Genomic DNA, 20,493 nt, shown 5'->3' on the forward strand with positions numbered 1-20,493 from the left:
GAGCGAGCCTGCCCGCGGTATCGGCGCCAGCTCCCGTCTGGTCCATCCCACCCACCTGAAGTACCCTGTGTGCCTTACTGACAGGTACTTTTCGCCCCATGCTCTTCCTGATCGCCTATATCGGCAGTGTCGTGCTGATCAACTACGCCTTTTCCACCGCTCCGCACCTGGACATCATCTGGTCGGCCTGGGGCGGGCTGGTGTTCGTCCTGCGGGACATGGTGCAGACCCGCTTCGGCCATGGCGCGCTCGTCGCCATGCTGGTGGCGCTGGTGCTGTCCTACGTGACCTCCGACCCGGCCATCGCCCTGGCCAGCGCCACGGCGTTCGCGGTCTCCGAGTGCATCGACTGGCTGGTGTTCAGCATCACCAAGCGCCCGCTGCACGACCGCCTGTGGATAAGTTCGGCGTTGAGCATTCCCCTGGACACCTTTATCTTTTTCGGACTGATCGACGCCTTGACCCCGGGCGTGATCCTCACGGCGCTGGGTTCGAAGTTCGCTGGCGTGACCGTGGTCTGGCTGGCCATGGCCTGGCGTGTGCGCAAGGCGGCGTGCGCCAGCTGAGGCCAAAGCGCGCGGTTCATGTAAAATGCCGCGCTTTCTTCCCCATGGGCCGCCCGCCTGGTGCGCGACCCTCGATGATCCGCTCCTTTTTGAGGACCTTCAGATGACCCGTATCGGAACTCCATTGTCGCCAACCGCGACCCGCGTTTTGCTGTGTGGCTGTGGTGAGTTGGGCAAGGAAGTGGTGATCGAGCTGCAACGCCTGGGCGTTGAGGTGATTGCCGTGGATCGCTACGCCAATGCGCCGGCGATGCAGGTCGCCCATCGCAGCCATGTGATCAACATGCTCGACGGTGCCGCGCTGCGTGCGGTGATCGAGGCGGAGAAGCCGCACTTCATCGTGCCGGAAATCGAAGCCATCGCTACCGCCACCCTGGTGGAGCTGGAGTCCGAAGGGTTCACCGTGATCCCGACCGCCCGTGCCGCCCAGTTGACCATGAACCGCGAAGGCATCCGTCGCCTGGCCGCCGAAGAGCTGGACCTGCCGACCTCGCCTTACCACTTCGCCGATACCTTCGAAGACTACCGCAAGGCGGTGGACGACCTGGGCTTCCCCTGCGTGGTCAAGCCGGTGATGAGTTCCTCGGGCAAGGGCCAGAGCCTGCTGCGCAGTGTCGACGACGTGCAGAAGGCCTGGGACTACGCCCAGGAAGGCGGGCGCGCCGGCAAGGGCCGGGTGATCATCGAGGGTTTCATCGATTTCGATTACGAAATCACCCTGCTGACCGTGCGCCATGTCGGCGGCACCACCTTCTGCGCGCCGGTCGGCCACCGCCAGGAGAAGGGCGACTACCAGGAATCCTGGCAGCCCCAGGCCATGAGCCCGAAAGCCCTGGCCGAGTCCGAGCGCGTGGCCAAGGCGGTGACCGAGGCCCTGGGTGGCCGTGGCCTGTTCGGCGTCGAACTGTTCGTCAAGGGTGATCAGGTCTGGTTCAGCGAAGTGTCGCCGCGTCCCCATGACACCGGCCTGGTGACCCTGATTTCCCAGGACCTTTCGCAGTTCGCCCTGCATGCGCGGGCGATCCTCGGCCTGCCGATCCCGTTGATCCGTCAGTTCGGCCCGTCGGCGTCGGCGGTGATCCTGGTGGAAGGCCAGTCGACCCAGACCGCTTTCGCCAACCTGGGCGCGGCCCTGAGCGAGCCGGACACGGCCCTGCGCCTGTTCGGCAAGCCTGAAGTCAACGGCCAGCGCCGCATGGGCGTGGCCCTGGCGCGCGACGAGTCGATCGAGGCCGCCCGGGCCAAGGCGACCCGCGCTTCCCAGGCGGTCGTAGTCGAGCTGTAAAAGTATCGCGAGCAAGCTCGCTCCTACAGGTTCGGCGCAGCCCTTGTAGGAGCGAGCTTGCTCGCGAAGCGATCTTTCAATCGACCTGATTCAGGTCGTTATTGCGCGTTTCCTTCAGGCACAGCACAGCGATCAGGCTGAGCACCGCTGCCGCCGACACATAGCCGCCGACCCAGCTCAAGCCCCCCATCGCCACCAGCTTCTGGGCGAAGAAGGGTGCCGCCGAGGCGCCGACAATGCCGCCCAGGTTATAGGCCGCCGACGCGCCGGTATAACGCACGTGGGTCGGGAACAGCTCGGGCAGCAGGGCGCCCATCGGGGCGAAGGTCACGCCCATCAGGAACAGCTCGATGCACAGGAACAGCGCCACGCCCCAGGTCGAGCCCTGGGTCAGCAGCGGTTCCATGGTGAAGCCGGAGAGAATCGCCAACAGGCCGCCGATGATCAGCACCGGTTTGCGTCCATAACGATCGCTGGCCCAGGCCGACAGCGGCGTGGCCGCGGCCATGAACAACACCGCGAAGCACAGCAGGCCGAGGAAGGTTTCGCGGCTGTAGCCGAGGGTCGCGACGCCGTAGCTCAGCGAGAACACCGTCGAGATGTAAAACAGCGCGTAACACACCACCATCGCCGAAGCACCCAGCAATACCGGCAGCCAGTACTGGCTGAACAGCTCGACCAGCGGCATCTTGACCCGTTCCTGGCGGGCGATGGCGTTGGCGAATACCGGGGTTTCGTGGAGTTTCAGGCGCACATACAGGCCGACCAGCACCAGCGCGGCGCTGAGCAGGAACGGAATCCGCCAGCCCCAGGAGCGGAACTGTTCGTCGCTCAGGCTCATGGCCAGGGTCAGGAACAGGCCGTTGGCCGCGAGAAAGCCGATCGACGGCCCCAGTTGCGGGAACATGCCGAACCAGGCGCGTTTGCCTTTGGGCGCGTTTTCCGTGGCGAGCAGCGCGGCTCCGCCCCATTCGCCGCCCAGCCCCAGGCCCTGGCCGAAACGCAGCAGGCACAACAGGATCGGGGCCCAGGCGCCAATGCTGTCATAGCCGGGCAGCACGCCGATCAGCGTGGTGCACACGCCCATCAGCAGCAGCGATGCCACTAGGGTCGACTTGCGGCCGATCCGGTCGCCGAAGTGGCCGAACAGCGCCGAGCCCAGGGGGCGGGCGAGGAAGGCGATGCCGAAGGTCAGGAAGGCTGAGAGCATCTGCGCGGTGCCGGACGTCTGCGGGAAGAATACCGGGCCGATCACCAGCGCGGCGGCGGTGGCGTACACGTAGAAGTCGTAGAACTCGATGGCGGTGCCGATAAAGCTGGCGGTGGCCACGCGGCTGGCGGAGTTGGTCGGCTGGGCAGGCACGGAGGCGCTGTAAGTGGTGCTGGTCGTCATGCGGTTATCCCTGACAGTCATGTGCTCCATCGGAGCGAATTATTATGGTCGAACACCCAGGGATGTGGGTTTGGCGCGGGCGTGGCTCGGGGTGGGAGCGCAGCCTGCCAGAAGCGGGCAGAGCAGGGCAGAAGCCGCTGGGTGCGGGTAGCACGCGGGTGCTGCGGGGCTTGGGTAAGCGGATCGATTATAGGAAGGCCCCTAACGATTCAACAAGCAGGACTTGTCCCTGTAGCCCTGTAGCCGCTGCCGAGCCTGCGAGGCTGCGATCGGCGGCACAGCCGTCGTAAAACCAGGCGGCGCGGTATTTCAGGCGGATTGTTGTATCCCGGTTAGCGCCCGCTTCGTCGGAATGCCGCCCAGATCGATCGCAGCCTCGCAGGCTCGGCAGCGGCTACAGGGACGAGGGAGCACCTGGCTTGGTGTGCCAGATCAGCACGCGGCTGACCCGGTTGTCCTCGGTCTCGAGGATTTCCAGGCGGTAGCGGCCGATTTTCAGGCAGACGGCGCTGTCGGGAATGGTCTCCAGCGCTTCGGTGACCAGGCCGTTGAGGGTTTTCGGGCCGTCGCTGGGCAGGTGCCAGCCCAGGCTCTTGTTCAGCTCGCGAATCGAGGCAGCGCCTTCGATGACAAAGCGTCCGTCGGCCTGGGGATGGATATGCGGGTTGTCGAGGCTGTGTTCGCTTTCGAATTCGCCGACGATTTCTTCGAGGATGTCTTCCAGGGTAACGATGCCCAGCACTTCGCCGTACTCGTCCACCACCATGCCCAGGCGGCGCTGCTGCTTGTGGAAGTTCAGCAGTTGCAGCTGCAGCGGGGTGCTTTCCGGCACGAAGTAAGGTTCGTGGCAGGCCGCCAGCAGGGCCTCTTTGGTCAGGCTGGCATCCGGTAGCAGGTGGCGGATCTGGCGGGTGTTGAGAACCGCCTCGACCTGGTTGATATCGCTGTGGAACACCGGCAGGCGGGTGCGTTTGGACAGGCGCAGCTGCTCGATGATCTCGCCGATGGGCTCGTCCAGGTTGATCCCGGCGACTTCGCTGCGCGGCACCAGGATGTCATTGACGGTGATGTTGTCCAGGGCATGGATGCCCGACACCGGGTGCGGGCGGCCGTTGGCATGTTCCTCGGCGTCGTCCGGGTCGGCGGCCTGCTCGTCTTCGCTCTGCTTGACGGCGCCGGCCTTGCGGCTGAAGGGGCGCAGCAACAGCTGGCTGATGCTGTCGAGCAGCCAGGCCGCGGGGTAGATGATCTTCAGCGGCACGCCCAGCAGGGTGTTGCCCAGGCTGAGGATGGCGTCCGGATAACGGGTAGCCAGGGTGCGCGGGAGGTAGTCGGCGAGTACCAGCAACACGCTGGTGGCGATCAGGCAGGCCAGCCACGGGCCGTTTTCCGCCCACTGCAGGAGCGCCAGCAAGGTGCTGATGATGACCGCCAGCACCCGGCACAGGGTGTTGCAGAGAATCAGGCTGTCGCGCGGGAAGCTCAGGCGCGCCAGCGGTTTGTCGCCGGAGCGCGAAGCGGTGCGCAGGGTCAGCAGGTGTTGCTGGGCGGCTTCGATGGCGGTGAACAGCCCCGACCACAGCACCAGCAAGGCCAGGACCACGAGCATCGGCTCTATGGGCAGGTTGTCCATTATCGCCGCTCGTCAGATATGCAGGATGTATTCACGGACCAGCTTGCTGCCGAAGTACGCCAGCATCAGCAGGCAGAAGCCGGCCAGGGTCCAGCGAATCGCCTTGTGTCCGCGCCAGCCGAGGCGGTTGCGGCCCCACAGCAGCACGCTGAACACCACCCAGGCCAGGCACGCCAGCAGGGTCTTGTGCACCAGGTGCTGGGCGAACAGGTTCTCGACGAACAGCCAGCCGGAGATCAGCGACAGCGACAACAGGGTCCAGCCGGCCCAGAGGAAGCCGAACAGCAGGCTTTCCATGGTCTGCAGCGGCGGAAAGTTCTTGATCAGCCCGGACGGGTGCTTGTGCTTGAGCTGGTGGTCCTGCACCAGCAGCAACAGGGCCTGGAACACGGCGATGGTGAACATGCCGTAGGCAAGGATCGACAGCAGGATATGGGCGAGGATGCCCGGTTCTTCGTCGATCACCGGCACCGTGCCGGTGGGCACGAACTGCGCCAGCAGCACGGTCAGCGCCCCCAGCGGAAACAGCAGGACCAGCAGGTTCTCCACCGGAATGCGCGAGCAGGCCAGCAGGGTCAGGGCAATCACCGCGGCGGCGATCAGGCTGGCGGCGCTGAAGAAGTCCAGGCCCAGGCCCACGGGGGTCATCAGGTGGGTCAGGAGGCTGGCGCTGTGGGCGAGCAGGGCAAGGATGCCGAGCGAGACCAGCAGGCGCTTGTTCGTCTTGGCGGCTTGAGCCAGACGAGTGCCTTGATAGAGGGTCGCAGCGGCATAGAGACAGGCGGCGGCGAGGGTGGTTAGCAAGCTGGGTGACAAGGGGAGCATAAATCCTGTTAGGCAAGCCCGAAAGTCGTTGAGTTTGGCATAGAACCGCCACCACACGAAAGACCGCGCAACCAGACGGCGGCTGTGCGTCGCGCGCAGTCTTCGCTATAATCCGCGACCTGCCCACGGAGCACCCTTTATATAAGGGGCCCGAGCCGCCATTACCTCGGTCTACTTAGGGCCTGAAAGGATCGCGCATGTTTGAAAACCTAACCGACCGTCTCTCGCAGACGCTGCGCCATGTCACCGGCAAGGCCAAGCTGACCGAGGACAACATCAAAGACACCCTGCGCGAAGTGCGCATGGCGTTGCTCGAAGCCGACGTCGCCCTGCCGGTGGTCAAGGACTTCGTCAACTCGGTGAAGGAACGTGCCGTCGGCACTGAAGTGTCGCGCAGCCTGACTCCGGGCCAGGCGTTCGTGAAGATCGTCCAGGCCGAGCTCGAAAGCCTGATGGGCGCGGCCAACGAAGATTTGAACCTGAGCGCCGTGCCGCCTGCCGTCGTGCTGATGGCCGGTTTGCAGGGCGCCGGTAAGACCACCACCGCTGGCAAGCTTGCGCGCTTCCTTAAAGAGCGCAAGAAGAAGAGCGTGATGGTGGTATCCGCCGACGTGTACCGTCCGGCGGCGATCAAGCAGCTCGAAACCCTGGCCAATGACATTGGCGTGACCTTCTTCCCGTCCGACCTGAGCCAGAAGCCGGTCGCGATCGCCGAAGCGGCTATTAAAGAAGCCAAGCTCAAGTTCATCGACGTGGTCATCGTCGACACCGCCGGTCGTCTGCACATCGACGCCGACATGATGGACGAGATCCAGGCGTTGCACGCGGCGGTCAAGCCGGTGGAAACCCTGTTCGTGGTCGACGCCATGACCGGCCAGGACGCCGCCAACACGGCCAAGGCCTTTGGTGACGCGCTGCCGCTGACCGGTGTGATCCTGACCAAGGTCGACGGCGATGCCCGTGGCGGTGCCGCGCTGTCGGTGCGTGCGATCACCGGCAAGCCGATCAAGTTCATCGGTATGGGCGAGAAGAGCGAAGCGCTCGAGCCGTTCCACCCTGAGCGTATCGCTTCGCGCATCCTCGGCATGGGCGACGTGCTCAGCCTGATCGAGCAGGCCGAACAGACCCTCGACAAGGAAAAAGCCGACAAGCTGGCGAAGAAGCTGAAAAAAGGCAAAGGCTTCGACCTCGAAGACTTCCGCGATCAGTTGCAACAGATGAAGAACATGGGCGGCCTCGGTGGCCTGATGGACAAGCTGCCGAATATCGGTGGCGTGAACCTGGCGCAAATGGGCAATGCCCAGGGCGCGGCCGAGAAGCAGTTCAAGCAGATGGAAGCCATCATCAACTCCATGACCCCGGCCGAGCGCCGCGACCCTGAGCTGATCAGCGGTTCGCGCAAGCGTCGGATCGCCATGGGCTCCGGCACCCAGGTGCAGGACATCGGTCGCTTGATCAAGCAGCACAAGCAGATGCAGAAGATGATGAAGAAATTCTCCGCCAAGGGCGGAATGGCGAAAATGATGCGCGGCATGGGCGGAATGTTGCCCGGCGGCGGCATGCCGAAGATCTGAAGAATCCACGCCGGCAGCCATGCCGGCGTTTCCCGCGGGGACGCGGGACCTCCAGCAAACCCGCGCTTGGCGGGAGCTGACTCGCCGTTGTTGCCAACGGCCCTATAGCAAATCTGGATGGCAGCCGGTAGGCGCCGGAAAAAGTCATTTGCAAAAGTCCGGATATTCCTTAGAATATGCGGCCTTTCGGGCACCCATGCCCGCTGTGCATTTAGATTTGCAGCACCGACTACAGGAACGATGTTCACATGCTAACAATCCGTCTTGCCCTTGGCGGCTCCAAAAAGCGCCCGTTTTACCACTTGACCGTGACCGACAGCCGCAACCCACGCGACGGTTCGCACAAAGAACAAGTTGGCTTCTTCAACCCGATCGCTCGTGGTCAAGAAGTCCGCCTGTCCGTGAACCAAGAGCGCGTAGCCTACTGGCTGAGCGTTGGTGCACAACCGTCTGAGCGCGTTGCTCAGCTGTTGAAGGAATCGGCTAAGGCTGCAGCCTGAACCCTATGAACGCGACGCCTGCTCCTGCTGATGATTTGATCGTTATCGGCAAAATCTACTCTGTTCACGGCGTTCGCGGCGAAGTGAAGGTTTATTCCTTTACTGATCCGATTAAAAACCTGTTGGATTACAAAACCTGGACGCTCAAGCGCGAAGGTAGCGTGAAACAGGTTGAGCTGGTCAGCGGACGCGGGAATGAAAAATTCCTGGTCGCAAAGCTCAAGGGTCTCGATGATCGTGAAGAAGCGCGTCTTCTGGCCGGTTATGAGATCTGCGTGCCGCGCAACCTGTTCCCTGAACTGACCGACGGCGAGTACTACTGGTACCAGCTGCAAGGTCTCAAGGTCATCGACACTCACGGACAACTGTTCGGGAAGATCGATCACCTGCTGGAGACCGGCTCGAACGATGTAATGGTGGTCAAGCCTTGCGCTGGCAGCCTGGATGATCGCGAACGCCTGTTGCCCTATACCGAGCAATGCGTGTTGGCCGTCGACCTGGCAGCGGGCGAGATGAAGGTGGATTGGGACGCGGACTTCTGAACGTGGCTAGCCTGCGCGTAGAAGTGATCAGTTTGTTTCCCGAGATGTTTTCCGCCATCAGCGACTACGGCATAACCAGCCGCGCGGTGAAACAGGGGCTCTTGCAGCTGACCTGTTGGAATCCGCGAGACTACACCACGGATCGACATCACACTGTGGACGATCGCCCATTTGGCGGTGGCCCGGGCATGGTGATGAAGATCAAGCCCCTGGAAGATGCTCTGGTTCAGGCCAGGCAGGCAGCCGGGGAGGGCGCGAAGGTGATCTACCTGTCGCCCCAAGGCCGCAAACTGACTCAGTCGGCGGTACGCGAGTTGGCGAATGAGGATGCATTGATCCTGATTGCCGGTCGTTATGAAGGCATTGACGAGCGTTTTATTGAAGCTCATGTCGATGAAGAGTGGTCGATTGGCGACTATGTACTCTCCGGTGGCGAGCTGCCGGCGATGGTCCTGATTGATGCGGTTACGCGACTGCTGCCCGGAGCTTTAGGGCATGCGGATTCCGCGGAGGAAGATTCCTTCACGGATGGTCTGCTGGATTGCCCGCACTACACCCGACCGGAGGTGTATGCGGATCAGCGTGTTCCCGACGTGTTGCTAAGTGGCAACCACGCACACATCCGGCGTTGGCGTTTACAGCAGTCCCTTGGTCGGACCTATGAACGACGCGCCGATCTTCTGGAAAGCCGCTCGCTTTCTGGAGAAGAGAAGAAGCTGCTCGAGGAATACATCCGCGAGCGGGACGATAGTTAACAACGTATCGATGGTAGATCCGACGATTTACCTTAGGAGCACAGCATGACCAACAAAATCATCCTTGCACTCGAAGCAGAGCAGATGACCAAAGAGATCCCAGCCTTTGCCCCGGGCGACACCATTGTCGTTCAGGTGAAAGTGAAGGAAGGCGATCGTTCCCGTCTGCAAGCGTTCGAAGGCGTTGTAATCGCCAAGCGTAACCGCGGCGTGAACAGTGCATTCACCGTTCGTAAAATCTCCAACGGTGTTGGCGTAGAACGTACTTTCCAGACCTACAGCCCGCAAATCGACAGCATGGCTGTCAAGCGTCGCGGTGACGTACGTAAAGCCAAGCTGTACTACCTGCGTGACCTGTCGGGTAAAGCAGCTCGCATCAAGGAAAAACTGGCTTAAGTCCAGCTTCCGATGCAGAAAAAAGCAGCCTACGGGCTGCTTTTTTGTTGCCCGTCATTTATCCCCGAAGTGTGTTTCAGGCAGTAGAACCATGAGCCCCCGCGAGCAAGAAATCCAACGCCGGACCGAGCTGTCGGTTACCCGCGTGACCAAGGCGGTATTCCCGTCGACCACCAATCACCACAACACCCTGTTTGGCGGCACGGCGCTGGCCTGGATGGACGAAGTGTCGTTCATCGCCGCGACCCGTTTCTGCCGGTTGCCGCTGGTCACCGTGTCCACCGACCGTATCGACTTCAATCACCCGATTGCCGCGGGCTCCATCGTCGAGCTGGTGGGACGGGTAGTGAAGGTCGGCAACACCAGCCTCAAGGTCGAGGTTGAGGTCTTCGTCGAGAGTATGAGTTGCGATGGGCGGGAGAAAGCCATCCACGGCCTGTTCAGCTTTGTCGCCATCGATGACGACAAGCGCCCGGTGCCGGTGCTGCCGGGGTTTGTCGACTGATCGCGAGCAAGCCTCGCTCCTGCGGGATTTCACCGTTCTGTAGGAGCGAGGCTTGCCCGCGATGGGCTATCAGGCCGCCATATCCTTCTGAATCAACGCCACCAGGGTCCAGCCCGCTGTGGGCTTGAGGGCGCTACCCGGCGTCACCACATGCACCCAGCCGCTGCTGTCGCGAGCGAACAGCAGGGTCGCCCGTTCGCCGTGCAGCGCCTGATAATCCTCCCAGCCAAAGCCTTCGGTGAGGTTGGTGCTGTACAGCTCCGCACCCTGTCCCAGCAGGCTGGCCAGTTTGCTGTAGGACAGCGCCTCGCTGCCCAGCAGATGCCCGCGGTGTTCATGGCTGGCCCGGTGCTTGTCGGTGCGCCGGCTTTCCTGGCTGTTGGCCAGGCCGAACAGGCGCTGATGGCCGAAGTCGTGACGGAAGCGCATGGAGGCCAGGGTGTTCAGTTCGCCGGAGGGCGACAGCGCCAGCAGATGGCCAAGCCCCACCAGGTCCAGATGGGCATCGGCGTGTTGCGACGCCGGATTGCCGAAGTAGGTCGGCAGGCCGTCCATGCGCGCGGCGCGGATGTTTTCCCAGCTCGAATCGGTCAGCAGCACGCGACTGCCCAGTTGTTGCAGGGCCTTGCCGATGGTCCGCGCCGGAGCGTTCGCCCCGACGATCAGGAAGCCACTCGGCGCCGGTTCCGCGACTTTCAGCAGGCGGGCCAGCGGCCGCGCGGTGGCGCTTTGCAGCACCACGGTGCCGATGATCACGGCAAAGGTCAGCGGCACCAGCAGCAGCGCGCCTTCATGGCCGGCCTGGTCCAGGCGAATGGCGAAGATCGCCGAGACAGCCGCGGCAACGATGCCCCGCGGTGCGATCCAGGCCAGCAAGGCCCGTTCGCGCCAGTTCAGATTGGAGCCGGCGGTGGATAGCAGCACGTTCAAGGGCCGGGCGATGAACTGGATCACCAGCAGCAGAATCAACACCAGCGGCCCCAGGGCGATCAGCGCATTGAGGTCCAGGCGTGCCGCCAGCAGGATGAACAGCCCGGAAATCAGCAGCACGCTGAGGTTTTCCTTGAAGTGCAGGATGTGCCGGACGTCGACGTCCTTCATATTGGCCATCCACATGCCCATCAGGGTCACGGCCAGCAGGCCGGACTCATGCATCACCTGGTTGGCGCCGATGAAGATGCCCAGCACCGCCGCCAGCGTGGCCAGGTTGTGCAGGTATTCCGGCAGCCACTGGCGGCGCATGATGGTCCCCAGCACCCAGCCGCCGACGATGCCGAACAGGCTGCCGCAGAGAATCACCCCGCCGAAGGTCATCAGGCTGTGCTGCAGGCCCTGGCCCTCGGCGCTGGCGATGATGAAGCTGTAGACCACCACCGCCAGCAGGGCGCCGATCGGGTCGATGACGATGCCTTCCCAGCGCAGGATGTTGGCGATCGACGCCTTGGGCCGAACCACCCGCAGCATGGGTACGATCACGGTGGGCCCGGTGACCAGGGTCAGGGTGCCGAACAGCAGCGCCAGCAGCCAGTCGAAGCCCAGCAGCCAATGGGTGGCCAGGGTGATCACTGCCCAGGTCGAAAGCGCGCCGATGGTCACCAGCCGGTGCACCACCTTGCCGATCTCGCGCCATTCCGACAGGTGCAGGGTCAGGCTGCCTTCAAACAGGATCAAGGCCACCGCCAGCGACACCAGCGGCATCAGCAGCGGTCCGAACAACGCTTGTGGATCGAGCCAGCCCAGGACCGGGCCGGCGAGAATGCCGCTCAACAGCAGGAACAGAATGGCCGGTAGTTTCAGGCGCCAGGCCAGCCATTGGCAGCCCACTGCCGCCACGCCTATGCCGCCAAAGGCCAACAGAATCTGTTGTTCGTTCATTGAAGCTCCCTGTTCCTTGAAATAGCGGGCTATGAAAGACTAGCGACCCTCTGCACAGTTCACTATTTATTTGCGCCTGGCCTCAAGCCCGCGCCTTTCGAGTATTTATGCCCGCCATCGACCATCCCCTGATAGACCGCTTCCTCGATGCGCTATGGCTGGAAAAGGGCCTCTCGGACAACACCCGCGAGGCGTATCGCAGCGACCTGGCGCTGTTCAACGGCTGGCTGCAGGAAAAGGGGCTGGAACTGGTGAATGCCGGCCGCGAGCTGATTCTCGACCACCTCGCCTGGCGAGTGGAACAAGCCTACAAGCCGCGTTCTACCGCGCGTTTTCTCTCCGGGGTGCGTGGCTTCTATCGTTACCTGCTGCGGGAAAAGCTGATCGCCGTGGACCCCACGCTGCAAGTCGACATGCCGCAGTTGGGGCGGCCGTTGCCCAAGTCCCTGTCGGAGGCCGATGTCGAAGCCCTGCTGGCCGCTCCCGACCTCAGCGAGGCCATCGGCCAGCGCGACCGCGCCATGCTTGAAGTCCTGTATGCCTGTGGCCTGCGGGTCACCGAGCTGATCAGCCTGACCCTGGAGCAGGTCAACCTGCGCCAAGGCGTGCTGCGGGTGATGGGCAAGGGCAGCAAGGAGCGCCTGGTGCCGATGGGCGAGGAAGCGATTGTCTGGGTCGAGCGCTACATGCGCGATGCCCGGGGCGAGCTGCTCGGCGGGCGGCCCAGCGATGTGCTGTTCCCCAGCCAGCGCGGCGAGCAGATGACCCGGCAGACCTTCTGGCACCGGATCAAGCATCAGGCCAGGGTCGCCGGGATCGGCAAGTCGCTGTCGCCCCATACCTTGCGGCACGCCTTCGCCACCCATCTGCTCAACCACGGCGCCGACCTGCGGGTGGTGCAGATGCTGCTCGGCCACAGCGACCTGTCGACCACCCAGATCTACACCCATGTCGCCCGGGCTCGTCTGCAGGATCTGCACGCCAAGCACCATCCCCGCGGTTGAGTGAGGCATCGGTCACGCCCCGGAAGCGGCTCCGCGCTGATCGGCAAGTGACCGGCTTGGCTCAGCGGGAGCCCGCCAGGCGGGCCTTATGTGGTAGGCTTTGCCGGTTTGCAAAGTGGGCCGTTATGACCCGGTGTTCCAGTACGGGCGTTCTGACCGTCCCATTTGTCCGCCTTCAGGAGTTCCCAATGCGCGTGACCCAGATGATCGCCGCCGCAGCCATTGCGTTGGCCAGTACCTTTGTTATGGCCGATGACGCCGCCGAAAAAGCGATTCGTAAAAGCCTTCAGGGCCTGCAGCTCGAAGTCCCGGTAGAAAGCATCAGCGCCAGTCCGCTGCCCGGTGTCTATGAAGTCAAGCTCAAGGGCAGCCGCGTGCTGTACGCCAGCGCCGACGGCCAGTTCGTGATGCAGGGCTACCTGTTCCAGCTCAAGGACGGCAAGCCGGTCAACCTGACCGAAAAGACCGAGCGCCTGGGCGTGGCCAAGCTGATCAACGCCATTCCGGTCGCTGAAACCGTGGTCTACCCGGCCATCGGCGAAACCAAGACCCACATCACCGTCTTCACCGACACCACCTGCCCGTACTGCCACAAGCTGCACGCCGAAGTGCCTGAGCTGAACAAGATGGGCGTGGAAGTGCGTTACGTCGCCTTCCCGCGCCAGGGCCTGGGTTCGCCGGGTGACGAGCAATTGCAGGCGGTCTGGTGCTCGGCCGACAAGAAAGCGGCCATGGACAAGATGGTCGATGGCAAGGAAATCAAGGCCGCCAAGTGCGCCAACCCGGTTTCCAAGCAGTTCGCCCTGGGCCAGTCGATCGGTGTGAACGGCACGCCGGCCATCGTTTTGGCCGACGGCCAAGTGATTCCGGGCTACCAGCCTGCGCCACAAGTCGCCAAACTGGCGCTGGGCGCGAAATAATCCTGCGTCGTCGAGCCTTTGACGATCATGGCGCGGCGGTTGTGGCCGACGCGTCATTAATAGAGAGCCGTGTGGTTTGCGGCTGTTTTCCACGGCCGACCTAGTGTCGGCCGTTTCATGGGGAGTTCAGAGTGAATCCGGTCAAAGTGGGCATCTGTGGGCTGGGTACCGTCGGTGGCGGTACCTTCAATGTACTTCAGCGTAACGCCGAGGAAATTGCTCGTCGTGCCGGGCGTGGAATCGAAGTGGCACAAATTGCCATGCGCACGCCAAAGCCTCAGTTCCAGACGACCGGTATTGCGATTACCAACGATGTGTTCGAAGTGGCCACGAACCCTGAGATCGACATCGTCATAGAGCTGATGGGCGGCTATACCGTTGCCCGCGAGCTGGTACTCAAGGCCATCGAGCATGGTAAACATGTGGTCACCGCCAACAAGGCGCTTATCGCCGTACACGGTAACGAAATTTTCGCCAAGGCCCGTGAGAAGGGGGTGATCGTGGCGTTCGAAGCCGCCGTGGCGGGTGGTATTCCAGTCATCAAGGCGATCCGCGAAGGCCTGGCGGCCAACCGCATCAACTGGGTGGCCGGGATCATCAACGGCACTGGCAACTTCATCCTCACCGAAATGCGCGAGAAGGGTCGCACCTTCGAAGACGTGCTGGTCGAGGCCCAGGCCCTGGGTTACGCCGAAGCCGACCCGACCTTCGACGTCGAAGGCATCGACGCGGCGCACAAGCTGACCATCCTGGCGTCCATCGCCTTTGGTATCCCGCTGCAGTTCGACAAGGCCTACACCGAAGGCATCACCAAGCTGACCACCGCCGACGTGAACTACGCCGAGGCCCTGGGCTATCGCATCAAGCACCTGGGCGTGGCCCGCCGCACCGATGCCGGCATCGAGCTGCGCGTGCACCCGACGCTGATCCCGGCCGATCGCCTGATCGCCAACGTCAATGGCGTGTTCAACGCGGTGATGGTCAACGGCGACGCCGTCGGCTCCACCCTGTACTACGGCGCCGGCGCCGGCATGGAGCCGACCGCTTCGTCGGTGATCGCCGACCTGGTGGACGTGGTTCGCGCCATGACCAGCGACCCGGAGAACCGCGTGCCGCACCTGGCCTTCCAGCCGGACTCGCTGTCGGCCCACCCGATCCTGCCGATCGAGGCCTGCGAAAGCGCCTACTACCTGCGGATCCAGGCCAAGGATCACCCGGGCGTACTGGCCCAGGTGGCGAGCATCCTGTCCGAGCGCGGCATCAACATCGAGTCGATCATGCAGAAAGAGGTCGAAGAACACGACGGCCTGGTGCCGATGATCCTGCTGACCCACCGGGTGGTGGAACAGCGCATCAACGACGCGATCACCGCGCTGGAAGCCCTGCAGGGCGTAGTCGGTCCGGTCGTACGGATCCGCGTCGAGCACCTGAACTAATCCGCTTCGTTGCGGGAGCCCCGGCGGCTCCCGCTTGAGAACTCTTTTTAGAGGAGCCAGTCATGCGTTACATCAGCACCCGCGGCCAGGCACCGGCCCTGAATTTCGAAGACGTCCTGCTGGCCGGCCTGGCGAGCGACGGCGGCCTGTACGTACCGGAAAACCTGCCACGTTTCACCCAGGAGGAAATCGCTTCCTGGGCCGGCCTGCCATACCACGAGCTGGCTTTCCGGGTGATGCGCCCGTTCGTCACCGGCAGCATTCCGGATGCCGACTTCAAGAAAATCCTCGAGGAAACCTACGGTGCCTTTTCCCACAACGCCATTGCCCCGCTGCGCCAGCTGAACGGCAACGAGTGGGTCCTGGAGCTGTTCCACGGCCCGACCCTGGCGTTCAAGGACTTCGCCCTGCAACTGCTGGGTCGCCTGCTGGACTACGTGCTGGAGAAGCGCGGCGAGCGCGTGGTGATCATCGGCGCCACTTCCGGCGATACCGGTTCGGCCGCCATCGAAGGCTGCAAGCGTTGCGACAACGTCGATATCTTCATCCTGCACCCGCACAACCGTGTGTCCGAAGTGCAGCGCCGGCAGATGACCACCATCTTCGGCGAGAACATCCACAACATCGCCATCGAAGGCAACTTCGACGACTGCCAGGAAATGGTCAAGGCCAGCTTCGCCGACCAGGGCTTCCTCAAGGGCACTCGCCTAGTGGCGGTGAACTCGATCAACTGGGCGCGGATCATGGCCCAGATCGTCTACTACTTCCACGCGGCCCTGCAGCTGGGCGGCCCGGCGCGTTCGGTGGCGTTCTCGGTACCGACCGGCAACTTCGGCGATATCTTCGCCGGTTACCTGGCCCGCAACATGGGCCTGCCGATCAACCAATTGATCGTCGCCACCAACCGCAACGACATCCTGCACCGCTTCATGAGCGGCAACCAGTACGTCAAGGAAACCCTGCACGCCACCCTGTCGCCGTCGATGGACATCATGGTCTCGTCGAACTTCGAGCGCCTGCTGTTCGACCTGCACGGTCGCAACGGTGCCGCGCTGGCCGCGCTGATGGACTCCTTCAAGCAAGGTGGCGGTTTCAGCGTCGAGCAGGAGCGCTGGACCGAAGCGCGCAAGCTGTTCGATTCCCTGGCCGTGGATGACGCCCAGACCTGCGAGACCATCGCCGAAGTCTTCGCCCAGACCGGCGAAGTGCTCGACCCGCACACCGCGATCGGCGTGAAGGCCGCCCGTGAGTGCCGTCGCAGCCTGGATATCCCGATGGTGGTGCTGGGCACCGCGCATCCGGTGAAATTCCCGGAAGCGGTGGAAAAGGCCGGGATCGGCAAGGCCCTGGAATTGCCGGCGCACCTGTCCGACCTGTTCCAGCGCGAAGAGCGTTGCACCGTCCTGGCCAACGACCTGAAGGCCGTCCAGGCCTTCGTCAGCCAGCATGGCAATCGCGGCAAACCGCTCTGATCGAGTGACATCGATCGTCAACAAGGCCCGTCTCTGACGGGCCTTGTCTTTTTATACACAGGCTGTTTATCGCGACGCGTCTTTAAGGATCGAGCTCAAGGACAGGGCACAAGGACAGGGCGACGCCGCGTCGAGGATCACTCACAGGATGCTTATGTTGCTGCGCCCGGTTTTCCGCACATTGATGGTTTTGGCGATGCTGTCCCTGGCCCCGTGCCTGATGGCGGCGCAGAACCTGCCCTTCAAGCTGGTGCCGGCCTTCGTCCAGCTGCAACCGCTCACCCTGGCTTCGGCCGAACGGCAATGGCTGGCGGGCCGTGGCACCTTGAAGGTGGGCATTTCGATCGACGACTACCAGCCGATCGACATCACCCGCGACCGCAACCGTTACCAGGGCATCAGCGCCGATTACCTGAGCCTGGTCGGCGAACGCCTGGGCGTGTCCCTGGAAGTCCTGGGGTTCTCCGAGCGCGAACAGGCGGTCGAGGCGCTGCGCACGGGGGCGATCGATATCCTGACCAGCGCCAACGGTTATGAGCGTGGCGCCGCGGGGCTGCATTTCTCCAGTGACTACATGCCCGACCGCGCGGTCGTGGTGGTGCGCCGGGACGAGGCGGAAATTCCCGAAGACCTGGCTGGCAAGAAAGTGGTGCTGCTGGAGGGCTATGCGGACGCCAAGATTGCCCATGCGGCCTATCCCCACAGCCAGATCATTCTTTCGCCCAATCTGTACAGCGGCCTGGAAGCCCTGAAACAGGGGGATGTCGATGCCTTTATCGGCAATGAAGTGATCGTCCGAGCCTACAAGGCGCTGCGCCCTTACCTGGGGTTGCAGGTCCGCACCGAAAGCCGGCTGCCGCCGATCGGCTTTGCCTTCGCCACGCGCCAGACCGACCCGCTGCTCGGCCGCCTGATCGAACAGGCGCTGCAAAGCATCGACGACTCCACGCGGCGGGAGATCCTGGCCCGCTGGACCACCGGGCTGGGTGCCAGCACTGGCGACGAGCGGATCAAGCTGAGCAAGCAGGAGCGCGCCTGGCTGCTCGAGCATCAGCATGTGGTAGTGGCGTCCCAGCAGTTTCCGCCCTACGTGTTCAAGGATAAGGACGGCCAGTGGGCCGGGCTGAATATCGACCTGCTCAACCGCATCTCGAGGATGACCGGGCTGCAATTCGTCCAGGAGGAAACCTTCTCCACGGCCCACACCCTGGATCTGCTGCTCAAGGGCCGGGCGCAGATGAACACCACGCTGTCGGCCAACGATGAGCGCTGCGGCTTCCTCGACTTCACCCATGCCTTTGGCGGTTCGGCCTGGGTGTTCGTGGTGCGCGCCGACGACATCCAGCTCAATACCTTCAACCAATTGGCCGGCAAGGTCCTGGCGCTTCCGGCCAAGCATGCGCTGGAGAGCTACGTCCGGCAGAACTACCCGAAGGTCCACCTGCGTCTGGTCGACACCTACCTGGAGGCGCGGGCCCTGGTGGCCAGCGGCGAGGCCGACGCGACCATCCAGAACGAAGTCGAGGTGCAGGGCTACCCGGCGAACGGCCTGCGCATCGGCCGCAGCGTCGAGGGCAAGTGGTCGGCCGACGAATTGTCGGTGCGCCGGGACCAGCCCGAGCTGCTGAGTATCCTGAACAAGGCCCTGGAAGCCTTCCCGGTGGCCGAGCTCAGCGCCATCCGCCTGAAATGGCTGGGGGTGACGCCGGTGCCGGTGCCGATGTGGCAGCGAGTGCCAGCGTGGATCTACTGGGTCACCTTTACTGCGATCCTGTTCGGCCTGCTGTCCCTGGCCTGGAACACCCGGCTCAAGGGGCAGATCCGCCAACGCCTGCAAGCCGAGCAACGGCTCAACGACCAGCTGGCGTTCAAGCGCGCCTTGCTCGACGGCATCCCCAACCCGATCTTCGTCCGCGACCTGGCCGGACGCCTGATCACCTGCAACAAAAGCTACGAAACCCAGACCGGCATGCGCCTGGAACAGATCAAGGGGCTGTGCCTGACCGAGCTGGATGTGTTGCCCGAGGCCACGGCCCGGCAGCTGCACCGCGAGTTCCTGGAGCAGCTGGAGTCGCAGGAGTCGGTGTTCGTCGACCGGCAGATCGAATCCAGGAACGGCCCGGTGCAGGTCTATCAATGGACGGTGCCGTTCTACAGCGCCCAGGGCGAGTTGCAGGGGCTGCTGGGGGGCTGGATCGACATCACCGAGCGCAAGCGCCTCGAGGAAGAGCTGCTGGAGGCGCGTCGCGCCGCGGATCAGGCGAACTACGCCAAGAGCGCCTTTCTCTCGACCCTGAGCCATGAGATTCGCACGCCGATGAACGCGATCATCGGTTTGCTGGAGCTGGAAAAGGAACAGGCGCGCCTGCGCGGCATGCCGTTTTCCGATGCCTTGCGCGTGGCCTATCAGTCGGCGCAGGAGTTGGTCGGCCTGATGGGCGACAACCTCGACCTGGCCAAGATCGAGGCCGGGCACATGCAGCTGGCGCCACAGACCGTGGCCCTGCGAGGCCTCTTCGAAGACATACAGCAATTGTTCGAGGTCACCGCGCGCAACAAGGGGCTGCACCTGACGCTGGCCTTCGACAAGGCGGCGGACGGCTTCTACTGGCTCGATCCATTGCGCCTGCGCCAGGTGCTGCACAACCTGCTGAGCAATGCCCTGAAGTTCACCCAGGTCGGCGAGGTGCGGGTATCCGTCGAGCGCCAGGCCGATGAACATGGCGCCGATCGCCTGTGCATCAGCGTGGCCGACACCGGGCCAGGCATCAGCCCGGAGAAACAGGCGAGCCTGTTCGATCCGTTCATTCAGGCCCATGTGCAGACGACGCCGGAGCAGGGCGGAACCGGCCTGGGCCTGAGCATCTGCAAGCAGCTGGTGGAGCTGATGGGCGGCCGCATTCTGCTGCAAAGCCAACCCGGCGCGGGGACCCGCGTGACCCTCGAGCTCTATCCGGAGCAAGTGGTCGAGGCTTTCAGCCAGTCGCCCCAGGTGACCAGCGAGCGTCCGCAGAGCCGTCGCATGTCGGTGCTGGTGGTCGATGACGTGCGGGCCAATCGCATGGTGCTCAGCCAGCAACTGATGTTCCTCGGGCACAAGGTGGTGGCGCTCGACAGCGCCGAGGCGGCGTTGGCGCGCTGGCAGGGCGAGGCGTTCGACCTGGTGATGACCGATTGCCACATGCCGGGCATGAGCGGTTATCAGCTGAGCGAAGCGATACGTGAGATCGAGGCCCGGGAAGGGCGCGACGCCTGCCCGCTGATCGGCTGCACCGCCAATGCCTTCGAGGATGAACAGCAGCGCTGCGAGCAGGCCGGCATGGACGAGCTGCTGGTCAAGCCGGTGACCCTGGACCGGCTGGCGCAGATGCTTGCGCGTTTCTTGCCGCCGCCATCCTTTGATATCCAGACCCTGCGCAGCATGACCCAGGCCGACGAGCCGATCCTGCAACGCATGCTGCGCGAGCTGTGGAGCAACCTGGGGCAGGAGCAGGTGGCCCTCGAGTCGGCGGTGCTGGAGCAGGACTGGGCGCGTATCGGCGCGTCCACCCACCGCCTCAAAGGGGTCTGCTGCCTGATCGATGCACTGCCGCTGGCCCAGGTCTGCATCGACCTGGAGGGCGTTGCCCGGGCCCGCTCGACGGCGGTGCTGGCGGAGCACTGGCTGCGTCTTAAGGAAGCCATCGGTTGCTTGCGCAGCGATATCGAGCCGCACCTGGGTAGCGATTAAGACTTGTCTTATGGGGCGACCTGCCCTCTGCGATTAACGTACCGGCCCGCTGCGGATTCTCGCCGCTCTCGCCGTATCGGAG

At 63.5% G+C, this 20,493-nt stretch carries 17 protein-coding genes; 13 read left to right on the forward strand and 4 right to left on the reverse strand.

The annotated features are described in order from the left end of the window. The first annotated feature begins 98 nt into the window (after nucleotides 1-98). Entirely contained in the window at nucleotides 99-566 is a 468-nt protein-coding gene (locus J4D28_RS08305) for a VUT family protein (RefSeq protein WP_016702731.1), read from the forward strand. Between the two features lie 103 nt (nucleotides 567-669). Further along, complete coding sequence (purT, locus tag J4D28_RS08310) at nucleotides 670-1,851, forward strand: formate-dependent phosphoribosylglycinamide formyltransferase (RefSeq protein ID WP_009047140.1); 1,182 nt, start codon at nucleotides 670-672, stop codon at nucleotides 1,849-1,851. Between the two features lie 76 nt (nucleotides 1,852-1,927). On the opposite strand, the gene J4D28_RS08315 is transcribed toward purT, so the two are convergent. From J4D28_RS08315 to J4D28_RS08325, 3 genes are all read right to left on the reverse strand, one after another. Further along, entirely contained in the window at nucleotides 1,928-3,244 is a 1,317-nt protein-coding gene (locus J4D28_RS08315; RefSeq protein ID WP_028681724.1) for an MFS transporter, read from the reverse strand. Nucleotides 3,245-3,638: 394 nt separating this feature from the next. Beyond that, nucleotides 3,639-4,877: a transporter associated domain-containing protein gene (locus J4D28_RS08320; protein WP_038630673.1), complete on the reverse strand. Its 1,239-nt coding sequence runs from the start codon at nucleotides 4,875-4,877 to the stop codon at nucleotides 3,639-3,641. A 12-nt stretch (nucleotides 4,878-4,889) separates the two neighbouring features. After that, nucleotides 4,890-5,702: an inner membrane protein YpjD gene (locus J4D28_RS08325; protein WP_007927682.1), complete on the reverse strand. Its 813-nt coding sequence runs from the start codon at nucleotides 5,700-5,702 to the stop codon at nucleotides 4,890-4,892. Between the two features lie 197 nt (nucleotides 5,703-5,899). Here J4D28_RS08325 and ffh point away from each other — a divergent pair, with 197 nt between their 5' ends. The 6 genes from ffh to J4D28_RS08355 all read left to right on the forward strand — a co-directional run bounded on the left by ffh (nucleotide 5,900) and on the right by J4D28_RS08355 (nucleotide 9,974). Next, nucleotides 5,900-7,276: a signal recognition particle protein gene (gene ffh / locus J4D28_RS08330; protein ID WP_007927681.1), complete on the forward strand. Its 1,377-nt coding sequence runs from the start codon at nucleotides 5,900-5,902 to the stop codon at nucleotides 7,274-7,276. Nucleotides 7,277-7,524: 248 nt separating this feature from the next. Continuing rightward, the gene (gene rpsP / locus J4D28_RS08335) at nucleotides 7,525-7,776 is read left to right on the forward strand and encodes a 30S ribosomal protein S16 (RefSeq protein WP_007927680.1); all 252 of its coding nucleotides are present in this window, start codon (nucleotides 7,525-7,527) and stop codon (nucleotides 7,774-7,776) included. 5 nt (nucleotides 7,777-7,781) lie between these two features. Continuing rightward, nucleotides 7,782-8,318: a ribosome maturation factor RimM gene (gene rimM, locus J4D28_RS08340; protein WP_007927679.1), complete on the forward strand. Its 537-nt coding sequence runs from the start codon at nucleotides 7,782-7,784 to the stop codon at nucleotides 8,316-8,318. Between the two features lie 2 nt (nucleotides 8,319-8,320). Beyond that, entirely contained in the window at nucleotides 8,321-9,073 is a 753-nt protein-coding gene (gene trmD, locus J4D28_RS08345) for a tRNA (guanosine(37)-N1)-methyltransferase TrmD (RefSeq protein ID WP_007927678.1), read from the forward strand. Nucleotides 9,074-9,118: 45 nt separating this feature from the next. Further along, on the forward strand, nucleotides 9,119-9,469 hold the full coding sequence (gene rplS / locus J4D28_RS08350) for a 50S ribosomal protein L19 (protein WP_009047143.1): 351 nt from the start codon (nucleotides 9,119-9,121) through the stop codon (nucleotides 9,467-9,469). A 91-nt stretch (nucleotides 9,470-9,560) separates the two neighbouring features. Further along, entirely contained in the window at nucleotides 9,561-9,974 is a 414-nt protein-coding gene (locus J4D28_RS08355) for an acyl-CoA thioesterase (RefSeq protein WP_007927676.1), read from the forward strand. A gap of 69 nt (nucleotides 9,975-10,043) precedes the next feature. Here the strand turns inward: J4D28_RS08355 and J4D28_RS08360 are convergent, their stop codons facing one another. Beyond that, nucleotides 10,044-11,849, reverse strand: a complete 1,806-nt coding sequence (locus tag J4D28_RS08360) for a sodium:proton antiporter (protein WP_009047144.1) — start codon at nucleotides 11,847-11,849, stop codon at nucleotides 10,044-10,046. A 107-nt stretch (nucleotides 11,850-11,956) separates the two neighbouring features. Between J4D28_RS08360 and xerD the strand changes: the two genes are divergently transcribed. From xerD to J4D28_RS08385, 5 genes are all read left to right on the forward strand, one after another. Further along, on the forward strand, nucleotides 11,957-12,853 hold the full coding sequence (gene xerD, locus J4D28_RS08365) for a site-specific tyrosine recombinase XerD (protein ID WP_009047145.1): 897 nt from the start codon (nucleotides 11,957-11,959) through the stop codon (nucleotides 12,851-12,853). A gap of 188 nt (nucleotides 12,854-13,041) precedes the next feature. Then, nucleotides 13,042-13,773 (forward strand): thioredoxin fold domain-containing protein, encoded by a 732-nt coding sequence (locus J4D28_RS08370; RefSeq protein ID WP_009047146.1) that lies wholly within the window; start codon nucleotides 13,042-13,044, stop codon nucleotides 13,771-13,773. Between the two features lie 131 nt (nucleotides 13,774-13,904). Continuing rightward, entirely contained in the window at nucleotides 13,905-15,209 is a 1,305-nt protein-coding gene (locus J4D28_RS08375; RefSeq protein WP_009047147.1) for a homoserine dehydrogenase, read from the forward strand. 62 nt (nucleotides 15,210-15,271) lie between these two features. After that, the gene (gene thrC / locus J4D28_RS08380; protein WP_016702738.1) at nucleotides 15,272-16,681 is read left to right on the forward strand and encodes a threonine synthase; all 1,410 of its coding nucleotides are present in this window, start codon (nucleotides 15,272-15,274) and stop codon (nucleotides 16,679-16,681) included. A 154-nt stretch (nucleotides 16,682-16,835) separates the two neighbouring features. Then, nucleotides 16,836-20,411 (forward strand): ATP-binding protein, encoded by a 3,576-nt coding sequence (locus tag J4D28_RS08385; protein WP_103330507.1) that lies wholly within the window; start codon nucleotides 16,836-16,838, stop codon nucleotides 20,409-20,411. The last annotated feature ends 82 nt before the right edge of the window (nucleotides 20,412-20,493 follow it).

Source organism: Pseudomonas sp. GW531-T4 (assembly GCF_017349615.1).
In the GTDB taxonomy this organism is placed as follows: Bacteria; Pseudomonadota; Gammaproteobacteria; order Pseudomonadales; family Pseudomonadaceae; genus Aquipseudomonas; species Aquipseudomonas chlororaphis_I.

What these genes read in the sequence shown, in the direction of transcription:
- J4D28_RS08320 (WP_038630673.1), bottom strand. Translation starts at nt 4,877, where the DNA reads ATGGACAACCTGCCCATAGAGCCGATGCTCGTGGTCCTGGCCTTGCTG.
- J4D28_RS08355 (WP_007927676.1), top strand. Translation starts at nt 9,561, where the DNA reads ATGAGCCCCCGCGAGCAAGAAATCCAACGCCGGACCGAGCTGTCGGTT.
- rimM (WP_007927679.1), top strand. Translation starts at nt 7,782, where the DNA reads ATGAACGCGACGCCTGCTCCTGCTGATGATTTGATCGTTATCGGCAAA.
- xerD (WP_009047145.1), top strand. Translation starts at nt 11,957, where the DNA reads ATGCCCGCCATCGACCATCCCCTGATAGACCGCTTCCTCGATGCGCTA.
- J4D28_RS08370 (WP_009047146.1), top strand. Translation starts at nt 13,042, where the DNA reads ATGCGCGTGACCCAGATGATCGCCGCCGCAGCCATTGCGTTGGCCAGT.
- J4D28_RS08315 (WP_028681724.1), bottom strand. Translation starts at nt 3,244, where the DNA reads ATGACGACCAGCACCACTTACAGCGCCTCCGTGCCTGCCCAGCCGACC.
- ffh (WP_007927681.1), top strand. Translation starts at nt 5,900, where the DNA reads ATGTTTGAAAACCTAACCGACCGTCTCTCGCAGACGCTGCGCCATGTC.
- J4D28_RS08385 (WP_103330507.1), top strand. Translation starts at nt 16,836, where the DNA reads ATGTTGCTGCGCCCGGTTTTCCGCACATTGATGGTTTTGGCGATGCTG.
- J4D28_RS08305 (WP_016702731.1), top strand. Translation starts at nt 99, where the DNA reads ATGCTCTTCCTGATCGCCTATATCGGCAGTGTCGTGCTGATCAACTAC.
- J4D28_RS08360 (WP_009047144.1), bottom strand. Translation starts at nt 11,849, where the DNA reads ATGAACGAACAACAGATTCTGTTGGCCTTTGGCGGCATAGGCGTGGCG.
- rpsP (WP_007927680.1), top strand. Translation starts at nt 7,525, where the DNA reads ATGCTAACAATCCGTCTTGCCCTTGGCGGCTCCAAAAAGCGCCCGTTT.
- purT (WP_009047140.1), top strand. Translation starts at nt 670, where the DNA reads ATGACCCGTATCGGAACTCCATTGTCGCCAACCGCGACCCGCGTTTTG.
- J4D28_RS08325 (WP_007927682.1), bottom strand. Translation starts at nt 5,702, where the DNA reads ATGCTCCCCTTGTCACCCAGCTTGCTAACCACCCTCGCCGCCGCCTGT.
- rplS (WP_009047143.1), top strand. Translation starts at nt 9,119, where the DNA reads ATGACCAACAAAATCATCCTTGCACTCGAAGCAGAGCAGATGACCAAA.
- thrC (WP_016702738.1), top strand. Translation starts at nt 15,272, where the DNA reads ATGCGTTACATCAGCACCCGCGGCCAGGCACCGGCCCTGAATTTCGAA.